The organism is Lutibacter sp. A64 (assembly GCF_022429565.1).
Taxonomy (GTDB): domain Bacteria; phylum Bacteroidota; class Bacteroidia; order Flavobacteriales; family Flavobacteriaceae; genus Lutibacter.
The window spans coordinates 3,877,386-3,895,501 of record NZ_CP092487.1 but is presented as its reverse complement, the minus strand read 5'-3'; the positions used below and the strand labels follow the sequence as shown (position 1 = coordinate 3,895,501).

The window sequence follows — 18,116 nt, the reverse complement described above, 5'->3', positions numbered from 1 at the left end:
AACAATCATACTGAAGCTCCTTTATCCTGTTTTTTCTTTTTTACTAATTTGGCACAACCAATGGCAAGTCTTTCAACATCACCTAGGTATATTTGAATTTTTCTAATATTATCAATTGTTTCAGGTATAAATACTTCTTTAAGAGCATTTTTCATACGCCTTGCTTCTGCTAACTCTTCTCTAAGCAATTCAATATTTTTCCGTTTTATTGCTATCATAAGCAAATCGGTTTTCTGATCTTTAATAACTTCAATAGCAGTGTCTACCCAAAGAGGTGTTTCAAACAAGTCTATTTCTATCTCTTCAAATTTTAAGTCTACAAATGCATCTATAGTGGCACCAGCAATTTCTTGTTTTTCTGTAATTACACTATCTACCTTTACAATTTCAGACAAATCAATAGTTTTTTCTGCCATAACACCAACCCATTCTTTTGTTTTAGTGTTGGTTTCCTCAATGCTCTGTTGTAAACGTACTATATCATTTTCAATTTCTTGAACCACACCTTTTAGCTGCTGTTCTTTCATTTCAAAAACAGGCAATGCTGTTTTATACTCTTTAAGCTCAATTTTTAAGGCAGCCAAAAAGTTTTTATTCATTAAAATCTTATCTGCCATATTCTTCTATATTTATGCTTTTTTCAAAAATACCAAACCCATTTTCTGCTTTAAAGCTCCACAGCCTTACCAACAACATTAATTTTAATTTATAACTTATTAAAGCTTCAAAATCGGCATAATGTCCAGTTGAAATTGCTTCAATTTTATCCCATTGAAATTCTACAAGTTGCTTTTCTTCTTCTAGCGGATTACCTGGTATAATTTGAATAGCTTTTTTATTTTCTCCTCTTTGATTTTCGCTAGATTTTCTAAAAATCCTTAATTGTTCTACTTCCTTTTTCAGCTTAAAAACATAGCTCGAAAATTCACTTAACACTTTACTTTTACTCTTCTGAAAAATATTATTATGAATCTTTTCAAGTTGAATTTCTTGAAACAACTGACTTTCATTTGGCGATAAAAATTTAGCTGCTTCATTATTTAAAATAGCAACTAAACCTGTTTTCCCTTCAGATGCATCGGCATATTTTTTGAGCAAAGAAGTCACTTTCTCTTCTGTATCTTCTTCATTTTTAAAAGATAAATCAGGCAAACTACTCATTAAATATTCCAGATTTCCTGTCATAACAACTATTATTTATTTTTTAGGATATTCACCCATTTTTCACTTAGATGCGTATTTAAAATTTCAGAAACCTCATCTGGCGTAATATGGTAGCTCCAACCTTCATCTGTTTTTGTAACTGTAAAACCTTTTAAAATACTATTATCTTTTGTTATAGAAACCAAGTTATTTGATTCTTGCAATTGTTTCTGAACATATGCTGCCAACTCTTTTTCTATAGCTTCTGGAAGCTTTATTTCTACAGTATTATCTACATTTTCAATAATTTTTAAAACCGTAGATTTTACAAGATCAGGAGTAAATGTTTTCTCAACTTCTGTACTTAAAACAGCTTTTAACAACTTAAGTAAATCGTTTTGTACGGTAACATTTAAATCTCTTGCTGCTTGTTTTAACAAACCTTTACCTTTTTCTATGATTTCAGCAGATTCACGTTCTGCATTTTCAAGTAGTTCCGTTTTTTCAGCGTCTGCTTTACTAAGTATTTTTTGAGCTTCTTCATTTGCTGCATCTACTATTTTTTTTGCTTCTTTTTCTGCAGCTTCAACAGCTTCAGTTTTTAGCGATGCTATTAATTTATCTAATGTTTTTTCAGACATCGGTCGTGTTTTTTAAAATTTTGAATTCCCCATTTTCTGGCCAATATGCTTCAACTAATTTAGATGATAGCCCTACTTCTTCTTTTTTGAAATGTTTAGCTAAAATATCCCAACAAAGATCAAGAGCATCTTCAAGCTCTAAAAATCTAAATGGATCCATTAATTCTTTTTGAAACACTTTTCTATACTCTAAAAGTCGTAAAGAATAATCATCTTTTACCGAACCAAATTTTTGTGCTTTTACACGTTCTTCGGCATCAGAAAACAATCTTGCCATTGCATTCATTATGCTTCTATGGTCTGGTCTAGTTCTATCATTTACCTGTTGTTTTAATCTACTTAGCGAACCAAACAATTCTAAATAACCATCTTTCATATAAAATTGACCTTCGGTTATATAACCAGTATTATCTGGTACAGGATGTGTTACATCATCCATAGTTGTTACTCCAAGTATGGTTAAACTTCCAGCACCATCAATATCTGCAGCTTTTTCGTAACGGCTTGCCAATTGTGAATATAAATCTCCTGGATAACCTTGATTTGCAGGAATTTGATCTTGTGCATTTGCAACTTGACGTAAATAATCTGACCATTGTGTCATATCCGACAACAATACAAATACATTTTTTCCTTGAAGCGCAAAACGTTCACCCACAGCCAATGCTAAATCTGGCACCATTAACCCTTCTACAATAGAATCTCTATGTGTATGGACAAACATAATGGTTTTACTTTTACTACCAGCTTCTTCAATACGTTCTTTAAAAAAGTGAAACTCATCAAACTTTAATCCTACACCACCAATAATAATAACATCTGCATCTGTTTGAGTTGCAATATTTGCTAACAGCTTATTATATGGTTCACCTGCTTTTGCAAAAATTGGTATTTTTTGAGATTGTACCAACGTGTTAAACACATCAATCATTGGTACACCAGTACGAATCATATTTTTAGGAATCAACCGTTTTACAGGATTAATTGAAGGACCTGCAACACGAATTAAATCTGAATGTAATTCTGGGCCACCATCAATTGGCTGTCCATTTCCAGAATATACTCTACCAAGCATATCATCAGAGAACCCAACTTGAACTGGTTTTCCTAGAAAACGTACTTTACAATCTGTTGAAACTCCAAATCCACCTCCAAATAACTGAAGTGTTACACGATCACCTTCTATTGCAATAACTTGTGCAAAGGCCCTTTTTCCATCTGGATAAATTACCTCTGCCAATTCTTTATTATGAACCCCTTTTGCTTTTATGCTTAAAATGGCTCTTCCAATACTATCTATATTTTCATACGTTTTCTTTAGCATGCTCCCATTGTTTTAACCAAATTCAATATTTGTGATTTTTGTTTTTGGAATGTGTCATCATCCACTTGTACCATATTCCAATCGATATAAGCTTGCCTCATAAAATTAAAATGAGACCTAATTTCTTCTTTACCCTTTAATGTTACTGGGGCATCTATAATTTGTTTTACAACATCAAACATCATTCTTAACCTTTTAGGATCGGTAACACCATCTACATCATTAAAACTGTTTTGTTGTAAAAACACTGCATCAACCAATTCAGCTTTTTGATAAGTGATATAAGCTTCATCTGTAATTCCTTTTTCTCCCATAAGTAAGATATTTGAAGCTATGGTTTTCCCTTCACGAAGCAGTTCTAATAAAAAAGTTACTTCTTCATGTTTTAAAAGTGAAGGATATTTAGAATTACTATCTATACGATCTATTGCAGGATATTTTCTGGCATCGGAAAGTGCTCTAGACAATCCCCAAAATGCTCCGGTACTTAATAAAGTTGCTTGCGTAACTGGCTCGTCAAAATTTCCACCCGCAGGTGACACTGTACCCATAATACTTAACGATCCTGTTTCTCCATTTTCTAAAATATCAACACCTGCTCGGTCATAAAATGCAGAAATAAGTGTAGAAATATACATTGGGAACGCTTCTGGCCCAGGTATTTCTTCTTTTCTCCCAGATGTTTCCCTTAGAGCTTGTGCCCAACGCGAAGTTGAATCTGCTAACATTAAAACATCTAAACCTTGTTTTCTGTAATACTCTCCAACCGTTGTTGCCATATATACCGAAGCCTCACGAGCTGCTACTGGCATAGATGACGTATTTCCTACAATATAAGTTCTATCCATTAAAGATTTTCCTGTTTTTGGATCTATCAACTCTGGAAAATCTTTAAAAATTTCAACCGCTTCACCTGCACGTTCACCACATGCTGCCATAATAACAATATCTGCTTTTGAATGTTTTGCCAAACTATGTTGAAGTACTGTTTTACCTGCTCCAAAAGGACCAGGACAACAGGCTGTACCTCCATAAGCTATAGGAAAAAGTGCATCTAATATTCTAATTCCTGTAGGTAAAGGATTAACCGGAACAGAACGTTTATTAAAAGGCATTGGTGTTTTTACTGGCCAATCAAACGCCATTTGTAATTTTTTAGAATTACCATCAGCATCTTTAATTATTACTATATCTTTTTCAATAGTATAATCGCCTTCTTCTACAATACTTTCAACCGTATAATTTCCCTGCATTGAAAATGGTACGAAAATTTTATGTTTAAAAAGTTTTTCTGGTACAGAACCCAATACCGAACCTCCTGTAACAATATCGCCTTTTTTTACGGAAGGTGTAAAGTGCCATTCTACAGTTGTATCTAAAGGTGCTACTTCTAATCCCCTTTCAAGAAACCATTCTTTTTTTGCCAGTTCATACAAGGGATTTTGAAGACCATCTGTAACAGAACCTAAAATACCAGGTCCTAATTTTACTGCTAGAGGAAGGCCGGAGAACTCTACAGTGTCTCCAAATTTCATCCAACTAGTATCTTCAAAAACTTGTAAATAAACCATATTACCGGTTTTTACATCTATAACCTCTGCTTTGAGTTTTTTTCCATCCTCAATTATAATGTAAGCTACTTCTCCATTTATTACCGCCCCTTCGGTAATCTCTACACCAACCAGAGATTCGTTTACACTGACTACTCGTCCTTTTGATTTATTCATTTTTTATAAATTATCTGCCGCGTAGTTTACGAACTTCGCTTTCTATTTTTGTATAATAAATTTTCTCTTTTATTTCCATTCCACTATTTCTATAGGATGCTGCTTTCTCAGGTTCATCCATTTTTTCATAAATCTTAGCAATTCCGAAATAAGCGGGTAAATACATACTATTAACTCTTAAACAGGCTTTTAATTGAGCAATAGCCTCTGTATAAAAACCATCTTCAACCAATTGAACTGCCGTATTGTATGAATTTTCAATATCATTAATTTTGGTTTCCAATTGTAACTTAATAACATCTTCTTCTTTTAAAGTAATGAAAGAGCATGGCACTTCGCGTATTACTTTTTCTGTTACACTTCCAATAAGCATACGGTTTAAACCTGTTCTTCCAGCAGTACCAATTATTAATAAATCAATCATTTCTCTTGAAATAACACTGAGTATTTCTTCGGCTGGGTTTCCAACAGGTGTTTCTTTAATATATTTTACACCTTCTAAGTTAAAACCTTCTAAAAATTTATTGAATTTTGTTTTGTGCGAAGCGCATCTAAGATCATTTTCTTTTTCTCTATCTTTTTCTGAAGTAAACCAACTAGAACTTTGCAATTCACAAACACTTAAAATGGTTAATTCTGCTCTAAATCTACGCGCCATTGTTATTGCATTTTGAAGCGCTAATTTTGAAGTTTCAGAAAAATCAATTGGACAAAGTATGTTTTGAATATTAAGTGGCACTCCTTCTTTTACAACAAGTACCGGCTTGTCACTTTCTTGAATAATTCGTTCTGCGGTTGTTCCTAATTGAAATCTATCTCCGTTTTTACTTTCTCCAGAACCAATTAAAATTAAATTGACATCTGTAGCAATAGACGTTCTAACTATGGCATCATTTACTGACCCAAATCTAAGTATAGGTTTCCCTGCTTCTACACCTGAATCTTCAATATTTTTTACAGTTTCTTCTAGCTTTTCTTGGGCAGTTTCATTTAATAATAACTGTACCTTTTTATTTAAAATATCGTCAGGAAGTACATGAATTGGAATAATTTTAGAATGCAAAACTTTTGCAAACTCAATGGCAGTTTCTAAAACATTTTTAGATGATTTACTAAAATCATTTGCTAATAAAATATTCTCTAATAGTTTCATCTGTCCAAATTTTATTGATTAATAAATGAGTTTGCAGATATATCTGTTATTATTTTATAACAAATCTAATAAACAATTCTTTAGAGAAACTTAAGAATACAGTTATTCCAATAATACTTCAAATTCAAACGTAAACTACCCAATAACAACAACTTATAACAAACAACCATTATCAACAGTAAAACTAAAATTAAAAAACAACGCTATTTTACGTTAATTATCTACTAAATTGACCTGAAAATTAAAGTTGTGTAATCGAACTTTATTAAGGTATTAAATTCTTTATTTCTACAAGTTCACTTTCATTTCCAAATTTATCTACAACAGATACAGCTATGGAGTTTAAGGTTTTTATTAGCTCTTTAGATTTAGAAGAACCTGACTTATTTTTATTTGTTATTTTTAATGGTATATTTTGAGACTCTATTAAGCTTCCATAAATAGCATAATCCCAAACTGTCCCATATTTAGTATAAACAATCCAATGAGCTATTTCATTCTTGTTTTTATGACTCCACTCAACAGCCAACATTTCTTTTTCTATGGAAGTTCTAACATTAGGTTTTAATGGTGTTTTTTTATTTAACCAAGAATATTTTGGAGTTAGAGCTTGCTTTTTATAAGGACCTTCTAATATTGCAGTTGCCAATTTTGGCGAAGTAACTAAAGGTTTTATGTTCCAAAGTACTTGTCCTGGAGCTTTAGAAGTTATGCCTCTTGTAATCATAATTTGGTTGATAGCTTCATCAATAGCGCTTTCACCTTTTAAGCTCCCTATACTCATTCCAGGCCAAATATGACGTTCTTTATAATTTTCATTATTCCACCAATTTAACAACACAGGAAAACTAAGTTCTATCCTATTTATTGGCCAATACAATTGAGGCGTATAATAATCTACCCAACCTTTATTTAACCATAATTTAGCATCTGCATACAATTGATTATACTGATCAAAACCTACAGTTACCGAAGCTGGATAATGTGGTCGCCAAAAACCAAAAGGACTTATACCAAATTTAACGCTTGCTTTTTCTTTTTTTATTCCTTTATAAACTCGTTTAATAAATTTATTTACATGGTCTCTACGCCAGTCGGCTCTGGCTAATTTTCCACCATTTTGAGTATATAAATTCCAGCTTTCACCATCAGGAAAATCTTTATTATTATTGTAGTCTGGATATGGATAAAAATAATCATCAAAATGAATACCATCAATATTATAACGTTTTACAATATCCATAACTACATTATAACTATAATCTTGAGTTTCTTGCTTACTTGGGTCTAACCACCAATACCCTGTTTCTAAAGGAACAACTAAGTCTGCGTGTTTTTTTACTATGGAAGCATCCGTAACTGACCCTCCACTTACATGATGTGCTCTGTAAGGATTTAACCAAGCGTGTAATTCAATTCCTCTTAAATGTGCTTGCTCAATCCAAAATTCAAGCGGATCGTAATAAGGTTCAGGTGCTTTACCTTGTAAACCTGTTAAATAATACGACCAAGGCTCTAAATTACTTTTATACAAAGCATCACCTTGTGGTCTAATTTGTAATACAGCAGCATTTAAATTATTTTTTTGAAGTACATTCAATAATACTATAGCTTCATTTTTTTGTTCTTCAGAAGACAAGCCTGGTTTACTTGGCCAATTTATATTAGCAACAGAAGCAATCCAAGCAGCCCTAAACTCTCTTTCAACCGAGGGTATATTTCCAGAAACGTAAGGCGCTGTTAACTTACCACTACTGCAATTAAAAAAAAGTAACATTACAATTATTAAAATAAAAAACAGACTTAATTTATTTGACATGAAGATAATTTATAATTTGGTAAAATAATACAATGCGAATTCTCAATAAATATAAGTATTTCTTAACGTATACAAATATTTAGAAATGAACAATTACTAGCAAACTATGAAACAATTTTTAATTCTTGAATAACTCATTGGCATTTCAATTTGATAAAACACTCTAAATATGCTACTTAAAAAAGATATTCTTTTTTAAAAACAGAAAGTAACTACACGCAAAATCTCAACTTTTATTTTGTCAAAAAAGCGAAGAAATTCATTAAAAATAAAAAAATGAAAAAAAATGATTTTTTTTCAAAAAAGACTTGCACATATAAAATAATTTAAATTAATTTGCACCCGTCAAAAGCCGATGTAGCTCAGCTGGCTAGAGCAGCTGATTTGTAATCAGCAGGTCGTGGGTTCGAGTCCCTCCATCGGCTCAAAAACACTAACTTTAAAAGTTAGTGTTTTTTTTTGCTTTACATTAAAAAGGGTTACAAAATTTAATTTACACTAAATTTTATAACCCTTTAAAAAAAATAAATTCTAAATTATTCAAAAATAATTTTAAATACATGCGAACTACTACCGTAGCCATCTTTTACTTGCACACCTGTTGCAAGGTATAAGTATGCAGGTATGCCATCTATCATTAAAACTTGTGCACGTTCTAAATGACCATCTTTTTTACCTCTGTATGCAGTTCCTTTCTCTAAAGTTTCTTTACCTAAATAATGTGCTAAATCTTCATAAGCTCTCTTTGTATTTTCTTTAGGAAAAGTAAATCCATCTGCAGAGCGCCATAAAAGACCACCTCCACTGTTTCCTAGTGTACTTCCAAAATCACGACTCATCATATATACTGAATCTTTTACTGTATATGCAAAAGCATCTTCTAAAGCCATATTAGGTGGTGTAACTTTTTCTGGATGAATAACATAAGGCCCTTCTAATTTATCTGCAACTGCAACACCATAAGTATAAGCTCCTCCTCTTCCTTTTCTTGGTATAACCGACTTATGATACAACATATATTTGTCTTTAAATTTTATTAACGACGGATTAGAAACTCCTAATACCGCTGTATAATTCCATTTTGTTGTATCTAATGGTCTTCTTAAAATTGTACCATCAGTTTCTGCTCCTTTTGCAGGTCTCCAAGTACCATTAAGGTCATCTGCCACATACATAATAATGCGTTGTGTTTTTAATTTATTGTTTTCGTTTACAATAAAATTTAACACATATTTACCATCTATATAACTAATAGTTGGGTTGTGTGGAGCGTTAAATAATCCGTTTTTATCTTCTACCGCAATACCAACATATTTAAAAGGTCCTTCTGGACTATCGCTTACATAATGACCAATTTCACAGTCTTTAAACCAGCCACTAAAATCTTTTTGAGTAGCCATAGGCCATTGGGCTGCAAAAAGATGTACTTTTCCATCTTTATCTATAACTGGAGATGAACCCCAAACATGCATACCTTTATTCTCTGCTGCAACACCTACATATTCGAGTTTCATTTTATCTGAAAAGGTACTTTGGGATGACTCAATTGTTGATATTTTACTTTTACACCCAAAATTTAAACTGGATAAAAATAGTATTATCAGTAACTTTTGTGTATTCATATTTTCATTTTTAGAATTGTTATTTTACAGGTCTAATCCACATACAATGTCCTCCTCCAGGGGCTAATATTGCTTTAATTAAATCTCCTTTTTTTACATTTCCTTTTCTAATTTGATACGCCTCTGGATTAGTTTTACAATAAGTTTCTGCTGTATCTTCATAAAACGTAACTTCATAATTTTGACCTTCTTCAAGAAAATCTAAATTTATATCAAGTGTTCCTCCTTTTTGATCAATTACACTTCCAATAAACCATTCTTTTCCAAAACGACGTGCTGTAGTTATATTTTTACCAATAGAAGCATTTAAAACTTTACTTTCATCCCATTTACCCACAGGCATTTTCTGAATAAATTCAAATAAATCTGCTTTTGACTCATAGGCTTCTGGAGCATCTGGAATACATACCAAGCCACTAAAAATCACTAAAGTTCTTGCTACTTCAGAAGTTACTGTAGAAAAATAAGAATTTGTTTTTTTAGGTCCTTTTTGTCTATCTCCTTTATTAATTCCAGTTAAATCAAAATTTCCATTATTCATATCTAACGGTCCTTGAACTGCATTAATTAGTGCCATCTTAATAAAGGTTTCTGGCGTAAATGCACTTCTAGAATCTTGCTGTGCGTGACAATATTCTCTAGTAATTGCATTGGGATAGGTTCTTTGTACACCTGTAAAAGGAACAGGACTGTCATGAAAATCGATTAACAATTTATTTTCAGCACTTTTAATAATGGCATCTCTAGAAAAGTTAGGATTATTTCCCATAAAGCCATATTTTATACCTTTCATATCTAAAGATTTAAAATATGGAAACAATGCATCATCCCCATAATTTCCTTTATGCCTGTCGTAATAAAGTAATAAATCTACTTCTTTTTTTGCGGCATAAGCAATTACTTTTTGCAAGTCTAATTCTTTAGCAATATCAAAACTTCCTTTGTATGTTTTTGTATACCAATTAGCGTCAATTAAAAAATATTCAATCTTTTTTTCTGCTGCAAAATCTATAAATCGCTTGTAACTATCTGTGTTTACGCCATATTTAAATCCGTCTGCAGTTGTATAGCCATGAACGCGCCAATCCCATAAAGTTTTACCGGGTTTTATCCAGTCTGAATTTTCAATTTTATTAGGAGCTGCTAAATTTAATGCAACTGAATTAATTACCAAATCTCCTGCTGTTTCTCCTAATAAAATTACTTTCCAAGGTGTTATTAATTTTCCATCTAGACTATTAGTTTCACTTTTAGAAATCAATTTTTCTGAATGCTCATCAAAATCAATTTTCATTGTTTGAAATCCTTTTGTAGAAATTAAATCTGATTCTAAAATAGAAAGAAATTTTTTCGATGATTTTTCAACTACTACTGGTATACCTATTTGTTGTTTACTAAGGTTGTTTAATTTATAGGGCCCTTTAGGCTGTGTTCCTTTAGCCGTATAATAAAAAGTATCTGTATTAGATAAATTATATTCACTATAAAAATTAAATTGATCTTCTTTTTTTATATCATCTAACTCAAATCTAAAACCAATACCATCATTATAAGTTCTTGCAAAAAGTTTTCCTTCAATACTATCTATTTTAATCGATAAAACCAACTCATTATAATAATCTCTAATTTCACTAAATTGTCCCCAAGTAGGTTTCCACGTAGTATCAGACGATTTAAGTTCTGCTTTAATAATTTCAATTTCAGCATTTGGTTTAATTGTTAAGACTGATGTATCTATAACACTTTCTTTTTGCCAATTTAAGGTATAAACTAAGTTTCCTTTTAACTTTTTTAGACTTAATTGCACTGAATTATCTGGAGAATCAATTTGATAAATTTCTTGTTTTGTAGAACAAGCACTCATCACTAAACTAAGTGCTAATAAAATTGAAAAAATAGTTGTTTTCGAGTTTCTTTTATTCATTATATTCTAATTTTAATATCGCTTATTACTTCAAAAATTCTTTAACAACATGTTGCTTCAAACTTTTGTTTTTATAATCTGAACTTACTTAATATTAATTGATATTTCTTTTTCTGATTGATTTCTCATAATAAGTAAGTCTATTTTACCATTAGTATTTTCTACATTAACTTTTAAAAAATCATTAACTGTTTTAATCTTTTTTTCTGAAGCTTTTAAAATAACATCACCTATTTTAAGGCCGTTGTTTTTTACTGCAGGACTCTCTTTAAAAACTTCTAATACAATTACACCTTCAGCTAAATTTAAACCGTAAGCAGATTGTTCTTCTTTAGATTCAACACTTTTAATCTTATTTTTTAACCACACTACTACAGAACTACTTTCCTTTTTATTTTCTGTAATTTTTTCAATAATTGGAACTTTAGGAGTTTTAGCAATGGCTTTTAAACTAGGCTTTTGAACACCAAACCTACCCATTGGGAAGTTTTTAAATCCTATTTTTAATGCTGGTGAATTTTCAGCAACCGAAAAATCTAAGTTAGCCGGATCTTTAAACATTGGATTTCCATAAATACTATGAATATCTCTATTGTGAATTTGAGATTTTAGCAAGGCTACTTCAGTAGGGAAAAGATTGTAGTCAAGTTCTTTTCCCCAACCCGATAAACGAATATCTTTATATGCTCCTGAAACAATATTTCTTTTAAAAACATCTTCGCTATTTACAAACCAGACATGTGGATGGAAGGAATTATTAACCATAATATTATTTTCAACCAAACGATTGAAGCCTTCACGTAATTTAAGCCCTTTATTTAGCATTAAATTATTATAAATATGGTAGTTTGAAGAACCATCGTCTAAATCTACATCCCAGCCGTGATCACAACGAAAACGATTATTTCTAATAATGGTAGTTTTAATAGCATCCCACTTATACATATTTGATTTTGCAATAATTAAACTATCTAACACATTACGATTTGGATGCCAAAACCGATCTCTACCCCAAGAATTAAATGAGCCATGGTCATTAGTTTCTAAAACAGTATTAAACACATCGTTATATTCAATTATATGTCCGCCCCAAGTTCCTTCACTAATATTAATTCCGGCTCTAGGTACATCATAAATGCTATTATTACGCACTGTAATATCCATAGACATGGAAATTTGAACACCTGCGGTTTGCTTTTCAACTCTACCAATCCGATGAATTAAATTATTTTCAACTAAACATTCTCTAGGATACAATTCGTTTTTAGGCCCAGCAATAGTATCCATTTCTGAAATTGATACAAATTCGGTATAATTAAAAGATGGAGACCTAGCAGCTGAAGCATCTCCAATAAAAGAAATAGCACTTGCGCCACAATTATGTATATGATTTCCTTTGACTTCTAAACCTTTGTTATACTTACTTGCCATAATAACATTACCACTCAAGTTCGTAAAAACACTATTTTCTACCTTACAATTTTCAGTTCCTTCAAAAAACAATGCACTTCCTCTGTAGATTGTCCAATCACTTCTTAATAAAGGTTCGTAGGTTTCCATAAAAGTACGTTCGGTATTTTTAAAAGTAATTTCTGAAATAGATACATTTTTTACTGGGTTATTTAATGTACCTACTACCTTAATTAAATCTTTAAGTACTGACACCTCATATTTTGAGGTATTTATAGAAATTACATCTAAAGGCCAATAATAAAGTTTGCTATTTTTTTTATCTAAATACCATTCACCTGGACTGTTTAATTCTTCAAAAACATTTTCAACCATACGATATTCTTTATGAGGTTTAGACATACGATTGTTTTGCTGTCCGCCTTCTAAAATAGGAGTTCCATCTTTATTTACACCCGTAATTACATAATGAAAACCTCCCCATCTACCAGCATGTGAAGCATTAAAATAGGCTCCTTCAGGATTTTTCCAAGATGCTACACGTTCCTTAGAAATTGCATCTGAAGCGTAGCCTTGCCAATAACGACTATCTTCATTATAATTTGGATAGCGTGCTAAAATTTGTGGAACTTCATTCACTAATAATTGATCAAAATCTGAGTTTTCAGCAACATCAGTAACAAAAATATTTTTATCATATTTTTTCCAGATTGGATTTAACACTTTAGATCCCTTAATACTAACTTCTGAAGCTTTAGTTCCTTTTATACTAATACCACTTAATATTGAAGGTATTATTATTGGTTCTGATAGATAATAATCACCAGGAAGTATATTTATAATTATATTAGTTTTAGAATCTTGAAACTTAATTTGCTTTGCTTTTTCAATTGCGTTCGAAATTTTTGAAAATGGTTTTTGTTCACTTCCATCATTAATATTTGAACCTACTTTTGAAACAAATACATTCACCGTTTTCACATCTTGTGCATACGTAATGTGACTTATAGAAACGACACAAAGTATCATTAAACACACATCAAATAATTCTTTCACTTTCATTCTATTAACATTAGGATTTCTAAAAAAACGGTTGTTAGTTGTATTACCAATAAAAACAACATATTAAATTTCTTCAGAAGGCTTTGTTTAAACAAACTTTAATTCTTCTTTTAATCTCTGTCAAACCCGTCTAAATCTACTTTTTTTGTTCCTTTTAATGCTTTTGAAGCATCTTTTTGAATTACATTAGGATGATGTTGTTCCTTTTTTGTTACAATTTTAAACGACCATGCATACATGCTTTTTCCTAAGTCTTTTGGAGGTGTAATTAAAAGTCCTTCTGAAGTCATTTTCCATTTAACTTTACTTTCAGATCCTATTAAACTAACCGATTTTACAGTTCTTTTTTTCCAACCTTTAGTACCTTCAATTATAAATGAGTTTAATGGTTTAGTTGTTTTAATAGCATATAAATTTTTTCCATTTGTTGTAAAAGATAAGTTTTCATTATCTTGATGTGTTATTTTCCAATATCTAGAACCATAAATAGCTTCTCCATTAATTTTTAACCATTTCCCCATGGCCTTTAAGCGCTCTACTTGCCATTCTGGAATGGTTCCATCTCCTTTAGGTCCTATATTAATTAAGAAATTTCCATTACGACTAATAATTTCTACCATTTCATGAATAACATCTGATACAGATTTCTTTTTAAATGGATAATTAGGATCTTCTTCCTCTGCTAAATAACCAAATGAAGTACCAAATGTTGTACAACTTTGCCATTTTGGTCCTATTACTTTTAATCTTAAATTATCTTTTTCTAAAGCTCCAACTCCATCTGGCCAGTTTCTATTTCCTCCTTTATTATTTAAATAAACTTCTTGTCCTTTTGCAGCTCCATTATTCATAAAATCGGTTATCATTAACCTTAATTGATCATAATAATATTGAATTTCTGGTTTAAATATTGCTTTTGCCGCATTATTTCCATCACGCGTAAAGATTGGAATATCGTCTATCCATAAAAAATCTGGTTGGTATTTATCTTGAATTTCTTTCCAACGCGCTACATAATCATCAACAAATTCTTTACTATACGTAAATGGTCCATAAAGTGATGCTGCTTTAGGTACACGTTTTATTTCTTCAACAATATCTGGTCTTGGCTCTCCATTAACCACATATTTTTGTGTTGCAAAAAAACCAGTATGTCTTTCTCTGTGGTAAGAAGGTGCATATTTTAAACCTTTTTTACGTACCGCTTTCCCTAAATCTCCAACAATGTCTCTTTTTGGCCCCATATCAACTGAGTTCCATGGTGTTAATTCTGAATCCCAATTTGCCCAACCATCGTGATGTTCAGCTGTTAAAACAACATATTTTGCACCTACTTCGGCAAATAATTCTGCCCACTCTTCTGGATTCCAATTTTCTGCTTTAAATTCTGGGATTATATCTTTATATCCAAAGTCTGGTGGATTTGCTCCCCAACGTTCTTTCATATATGGATAATAATATGCTGGATCTTCATACAAAATCTTAGGTCCGTGTTCTGCATAACCTCTATTTCCTTTTCTATGACCAATTACAGAATATGGCCCCCAGTGGATAAAAATTCCTATTTTTCCATCATCAAACCAAGCTGGAACTTGCATTTTTTGAAGTGATTCCCAACTACCATTGTAAGGCTTATTTATTTCTTGTGCATAAGAAGTACTGTTGAAAAACATACAACATAATATAACTAAACAGATATTATACAATTTTTTTATTTTCATTAATGATAGTTTTTTTTGATTATAATTTAAGAGTCTCTAGTATTTTGTCAAATAAATTAATATAGTTTATTTCTCAATTTTGTCATTTTCTAATGTATACTCAATTGGGACTATTGTTCCATCTTCTCGAAATGTCATTTTTTCAAAACAAGCGGATCTACGATAAAATGAACCATCATTAACATCTCCTCTATGGTAAAAGAAATACCACTCGTTATTAAATTCTATAGCAGATGCATGATTAGGTGCATTAGGAGCATCAGGTGCTAATGTTCCCTTTAAGGTTGCGTATTGTGGTAAAGGCGTATCTGCCATCCAATATTTAGTAACAGGTCCTACTCTTGCATTAAAATAATAAATACCATTTCTTTTAAATATATGCACTGCTTCGCTTACAATTTCTTCACTTAATCGAACCCAAGGACCATCAAGTTCTATCATATTATCTTTTAACTTTGCACCCATAATATGTGCTCCTGGTTCGCCAATATTTACTTTATGGTCATTTCCATAAATATAAGCTTGACCATCATCATCTACAAAAACTGTAGGATCGAAAATAGTTGTAATCTTATCTGAAACTGCTTCTTGCCAAGGACCAATTGGAGTTCTACTTTTTGCTACACCAATATGTGTTTTATTATAAGGGAAATAGAAATAATACCAACTGTTTTTATAAGCCACATCTGGAGCATTCATTTGCCCATGAGCCCAAGTATATTCTCTTGGTTTTATAACCACTCCGTGATTTATCCAAGTTTTTAAATCTGAAGATTCTAAAACAGCATAGTCTTGCATAGTGCTAAAATTTACTGCATCTGGAACATCTCTAGATGAATAAACATACACCTTCCCATTAAAAACCTCAGCAGCAGGATCTGCAGCATAAATAAATCCAGGGTCTGTTTTCTTTAAAATTGGATTTTGAGCTTTGCAACTACTAACAATAAATGCAATTAAAAAAATAAAAAAAAATACGTTTCTCATAATTTAATTAATTATTGGCTCTATTTGCTTCCAATTATCCATTTCTTCATTTGTTTGGGTAGTTCCTTTGGTACTTCTACCTTCTAAAATAATTTTCTTTAATGCTTCTTTTAGTTCAGCTGCCTTTTTTGGATATTCGGCTATTAGATTTTTAGTTTCTCCAATATCATCTTTAAGATTAAACAATTGCATTGCTGGTAAATCTAGATTCTTATTTTTAATTTCTTGAGGTTTTGGATAACTCCATCCAGCAGAACCTTCAGTAACACATAATTTCCAATCTCCTTCTCTTATTGCAAAACTTCCATTTATAGAATGATGAACCGTATATTCTCTAGCTGCAACTTTATTAGTTCCTAAAATTAAAGGCAACATGCTAAAACTATCTTCACCTTCTGAATCTTTTATTTCATATCCAGAAATTTCTGCACAAGTAGCAAAAAAATCTGTAGTACAAATTGTTTGGTCTGAACTAGAATTTTTTAATGCTTTACTTGGCCACTCTACAACAAAAGGCACACGATGACCTCCTTCGTAAATATCGGCTTTCATTCCTCTATAAACATAACTAGGGTCGTGATTAAACTTTTCTAATTCATTAAAATTTGCTCTTGGAGAACAACCATTATCACTTGTAAATACCAATAATGTATTTTCTGAAATACCTTGTTTTTTAAGTGTTTCTCTAATTTGACGTACAACATCATCTACTTGCATTACAAAATCTCCATATTCATTTGTATTACTTTTTCCTAAAAATTCTTTTGTAGGTAAAATTGGTGTATGTGGTGCAGGTAACGGAAAATATAAAAAGAACGGTTCGTTTCCTTTAGCTTTTTCATCAATATAACCAATTGCTTTATCTGTTAAATCTTGTAAAACTGTTTCATGAACAAAATCATCTGAAGTAGGTCCTTTTCTCCAAAAACCTTTTGTATTTCTATTGGCTGTAGTTTTTGTTGGTTCCATGGTTGCATAATCATTTTCTACATAAACATACGGTGGCATGTCTAAAGAACCGCAAAACCCAAATGAATAATCGAACCCATGGGTTGACGGTCCATTTTTTATAGGAGCTTTATAATTTACATCTTGTATTGTATGTAAATTGTTTATTTGTTTTACTTCAGTATCTGTATTAAATTGCCAGTCCCAACCCAAATGCCATTTACCAATAAACGCAGTAGTATATCCTTGATTTTTTAATACATCAGCAACCGTAGTACGATTTGGTGTAATTAATGTTTTTGAATAACCACCAAGCACACCACTTTTTAAAGCACTACGCCAATTATAACGCCCTGTTAAAATACCATATCTTGTTGGAGTACAAACCGAAGATGACGTATGAGCATCTGTAAACATAACGCCATTACTTGCCATTTTATCTATATTTGGAGTAGGTATTTTTCCTTCTGAATTAAAACTTTGTATATCTCCATAACCTAAATCATCAGCTAAAATATAAATGATATTTGGCTTTTGGAGAATTGCCGTTTTTTTTGATTTTTGAGTAGAACAACTATTAAACAATAATGGAATAAATACTAAAATCAATAGTAGTTTGTTAGGTTTTTGCATTG

13 protein-coding genes and 1 tRNA gene are annotated in these 18,116 nt (G+C 31.3%); 1 reads left to right on the top strand and 13 read right to left on the bottom strand.

Annotated features, from left to right (window positions below):
• Window positions 1-5 precede the first annotated feature (5 nt).
• The 7 genes from MKD41_RS15740 to MKD41_RS15710 all read right to left on the bottom strand — a co-directional run bounded on the left by MKD41_RS15740 (window position 6) and on the right by MKD41_RS15710 (window position 7,807).
• Window positions 6-617 (bottom strand): V-type ATP synthase subunit D, encoded by a 612-nt coding sequence (locus MKD41_RS15740; protein ID WP_240243297.1) that lies wholly within the window; start codon window positions 615-617, stop codon window positions 6-8.
• Entirely contained in the window at window positions 607-1,185 is a 579-nt protein-coding gene (locus MKD41_RS15735) for a hypothetical protein (RefSeq protein ID WP_240243296.1), read from the bottom strand. Before MKD41_RS15735 ends, MKD41_RS15740 begins: the two co-directional genes overlap by 11 nt.
• A gap of 8 nt (window positions 1,186-1,193) precedes the next feature.
• On the bottom strand, window positions 1,194-1,784 hold the full coding sequence (locus tag MKD41_RS15730; protein WP_240243295.1) for a hypothetical protein: 591 nt from the start codon (window positions 1,782-1,784) through the stop codon (window positions 1,194-1,196).
• A complete protein-coding gene (locus MKD41_RS15725; protein ID WP_240243294.1) occupies window positions 1,777-3,108 on the bottom strand; it encodes a V-type ATP synthase subunit B in 1,332 nt (443 codons plus the stop codon). The genes MKD41_RS15730 and MKD41_RS15725 overlap by 8 nt, the downstream gene beginning before the upstream one ends.
• Window positions 3,102-4,835 (bottom strand): V-type ATP synthase subunit A, encoded by a 1,734-nt coding sequence (locus MKD41_RS15720; RefSeq protein WP_240243293.1) that lies wholly within the window; start codon window positions 4,833-4,835, stop codon window positions 3,102-3,104. The genes MKD41_RS15725 and MKD41_RS15720 overlap by 7 nt, the downstream gene beginning before the upstream one ends.
• Window positions 4,836-4,845: 10 nt before the next feature.
• A complete protein-coding gene (locus MKD41_RS15715) occupies window positions 4,846-5,988 on the bottom strand; it encodes a universal stress protein (protein WP_240243292.1) in 1,143 nt (380 codons plus the stop codon).
• A 265-nt stretch (window positions 5,989-6,253) separates the two neighbouring features.
• Entirely contained in the window at window positions 6,254-7,807 is a 1,554-nt protein-coding gene (locus tag MKD41_RS15710; protein ID WP_240243291.1) for a glycoside hydrolase family 10 protein, read from the bottom strand.
• 351 nt (window positions 7,808-8,158) lie between these two features.
• Here MKD41_RS15710 and MKD41_RS15705 point away from each other — a divergent pair.
• Window positions 8,159-8,232 (top strand) — tRNA-Thr (locus MKD41_RS15705).
• A gap of 111 nt (window positions 8,233-8,343) precedes the next feature.
• On the opposite strand, the gene MKD41_RS15700 is transcribed toward MKD41_RS15705, so the two are convergent.
• The 6 genes from MKD41_RS15700 to MKD41_RS15675 form a co-directional block, all read right to left on the bottom strand.
• The gene (locus MKD41_RS15700; RefSeq protein ID WP_240243290.1) at window positions 8,344-9,429 is read right to left on the bottom strand and encodes a glycoside hydrolase family protein; all 1,086 of its coding nucleotides are present in this window, start codon (window positions 9,427-9,429) and stop codon (window positions 8,344-8,346) included.
• A 19-nt stretch (window positions 9,430-9,448) separates the two neighbouring features.
• Window positions 9,449-11,353: a glycoside hydrolase family 97 protein gene (locus tag MKD41_RS15695; protein WP_240243289.1), complete on the bottom strand. Its 1,905-nt coding sequence runs from the start codon at window positions 11,351-11,353 to the stop codon at window positions 9,449-9,451.
• Between the two features lie 84 nt (window positions 11,354-11,437).
• Window positions 11,438-13,825 (bottom strand): PDZ domain-containing protein, encoded by a 2,388-nt coding sequence (locus MKD41_RS15690; protein ID WP_240243288.1) that lies wholly within the window; start codon window positions 13,823-13,825, stop codon window positions 11,438-11,440.
• 110 nt (window positions 13,826-13,935) lie between these two features.
• Window positions 13,936-15,498 carry an alpha-L-fucosidase gene (locus MKD41_RS15685; protein ID WP_240243287.1) on the bottom strand — a complete coding sequence of 521 codons (1,563 nt, stop codon included), beginning with the start codon at window positions 15,496-15,498 and terminating at the stop codon, window positions 13,936-13,938.
• Between the two features lie 114 nt (window positions 15,499-15,612).
• The gene (locus MKD41_RS15680) at window positions 15,613-16,533 is read right to left on the bottom strand and encodes a family 43 glycosylhydrolase (RefSeq protein ID WP_240243286.1); all 921 of its coding nucleotides are present in this window, start codon (window positions 16,531-16,533) and stop codon (window positions 15,613-15,615) included.
• Between the two features lie 3 nt (window positions 16,534-16,536).
• Window positions 16,537-18,114, bottom strand: coding sequence for a sulfatase family protein (locus tag MKD41_RS15675; RefSeq protein WP_240243285.1), 1,578 nt, complete (start codon window positions 18,112-18,114; stop codon window positions 16,537-16,539).
• Window positions 18,115-18,116: the final 2 nt, after the last annotated feature.

What these genes read in the sequence shown, in the direction of transcription:
- MKD41_RS15740 (WP_240243297.1), bottom strand. Translation starts at nt 617, where the DNA reads ATGGCAGATAAGATTTTAATGAATAAAAACTTTTTGGCTGCCTTAAAA.
- MKD41_RS15735 (WP_240243296.1), bottom strand. Translation starts at nt 1,185, where the DNA reads ATGACAGGAAATCTGGAATATTTAATGAGTAGTTTGCCTGATTTATCT.
- MKD41_RS15730 (WP_240243295.1), bottom strand. Translation starts at nt 1,784, where the DNA reads ATGTCTGAAAAAACATTAGATAAATTAATAGCATCGCTAAAAACTGAA.
- MKD41_RS15725 (WP_240243294.1), bottom strand. Translation starts at nt 3,108, where the DNA reads ATGCTAAAGAAAACGTATGAAAATATAGATAGTATTGGAAGAGCCATT.
- MKD41_RS15720 (WP_240243293.1), bottom strand. Translation starts at nt 4,835, where the DNA reads ATGAATAAATCAAAAGGACGAGTAGTCAGTGTAAACGAATCTCTGGTT.
- MKD41_RS15715 (WP_240243292.1), bottom strand. Translation starts at nt 5,988, where the DNA reads ATGAAACTATTAGAGAATATTTTATTAGCAAATGATTTTAGTAAATCA.
- MKD41_RS15710 (WP_240243291.1), bottom strand. Translation starts at nt 7,807, where the DNA reads ATGTCAAATAAATTAAGTCTGTTTTTTATTTTAATAATTGTAATGTTA.
- MKD41_RS15700 (WP_240243290.1), bottom strand. Translation starts at nt 9,429, where the DNA reads ATGAATACACAAAAGTTACTGATAATACTATTTTTATCCAGTTTAAAT.
- MKD41_RS15695 (WP_240243289.1), bottom strand. Translation starts at nt 11,353, where the DNA reads ATGAATAAAAGAAACTCGAAAACAACTATTTTTTCAATTTTATTAGCA.
- MKD41_RS15690 (WP_240243288.1), bottom strand. Translation starts at nt 13,825, where the DNA reads ATGAAAGTGAAAGAATTATTTGATGTGTGTTTAATGATACTTTGTGTC.
- MKD41_RS15685 (WP_240243287.1), bottom strand. Translation starts at nt 15,498, where the DNA reads ATGTTTTTCAACAGTACTTCTTATGCACAAGAAATAAATAAGCCTTAC.
- MKD41_RS15680 (WP_240243286.1), bottom strand. Translation starts at nt 16,533, where the DNA reads ATGAGAAACGTATTTTTTTTTATTTTTTTAATTGCATTTATTGTTAGT.
- MKD41_RS15675 (WP_240243285.1), bottom strand. Translation starts at nt 18,114, where the DNA reads ATGCAAAAACCTAACAAACTACTATTGATTTTAGTATTTATTCCATTA.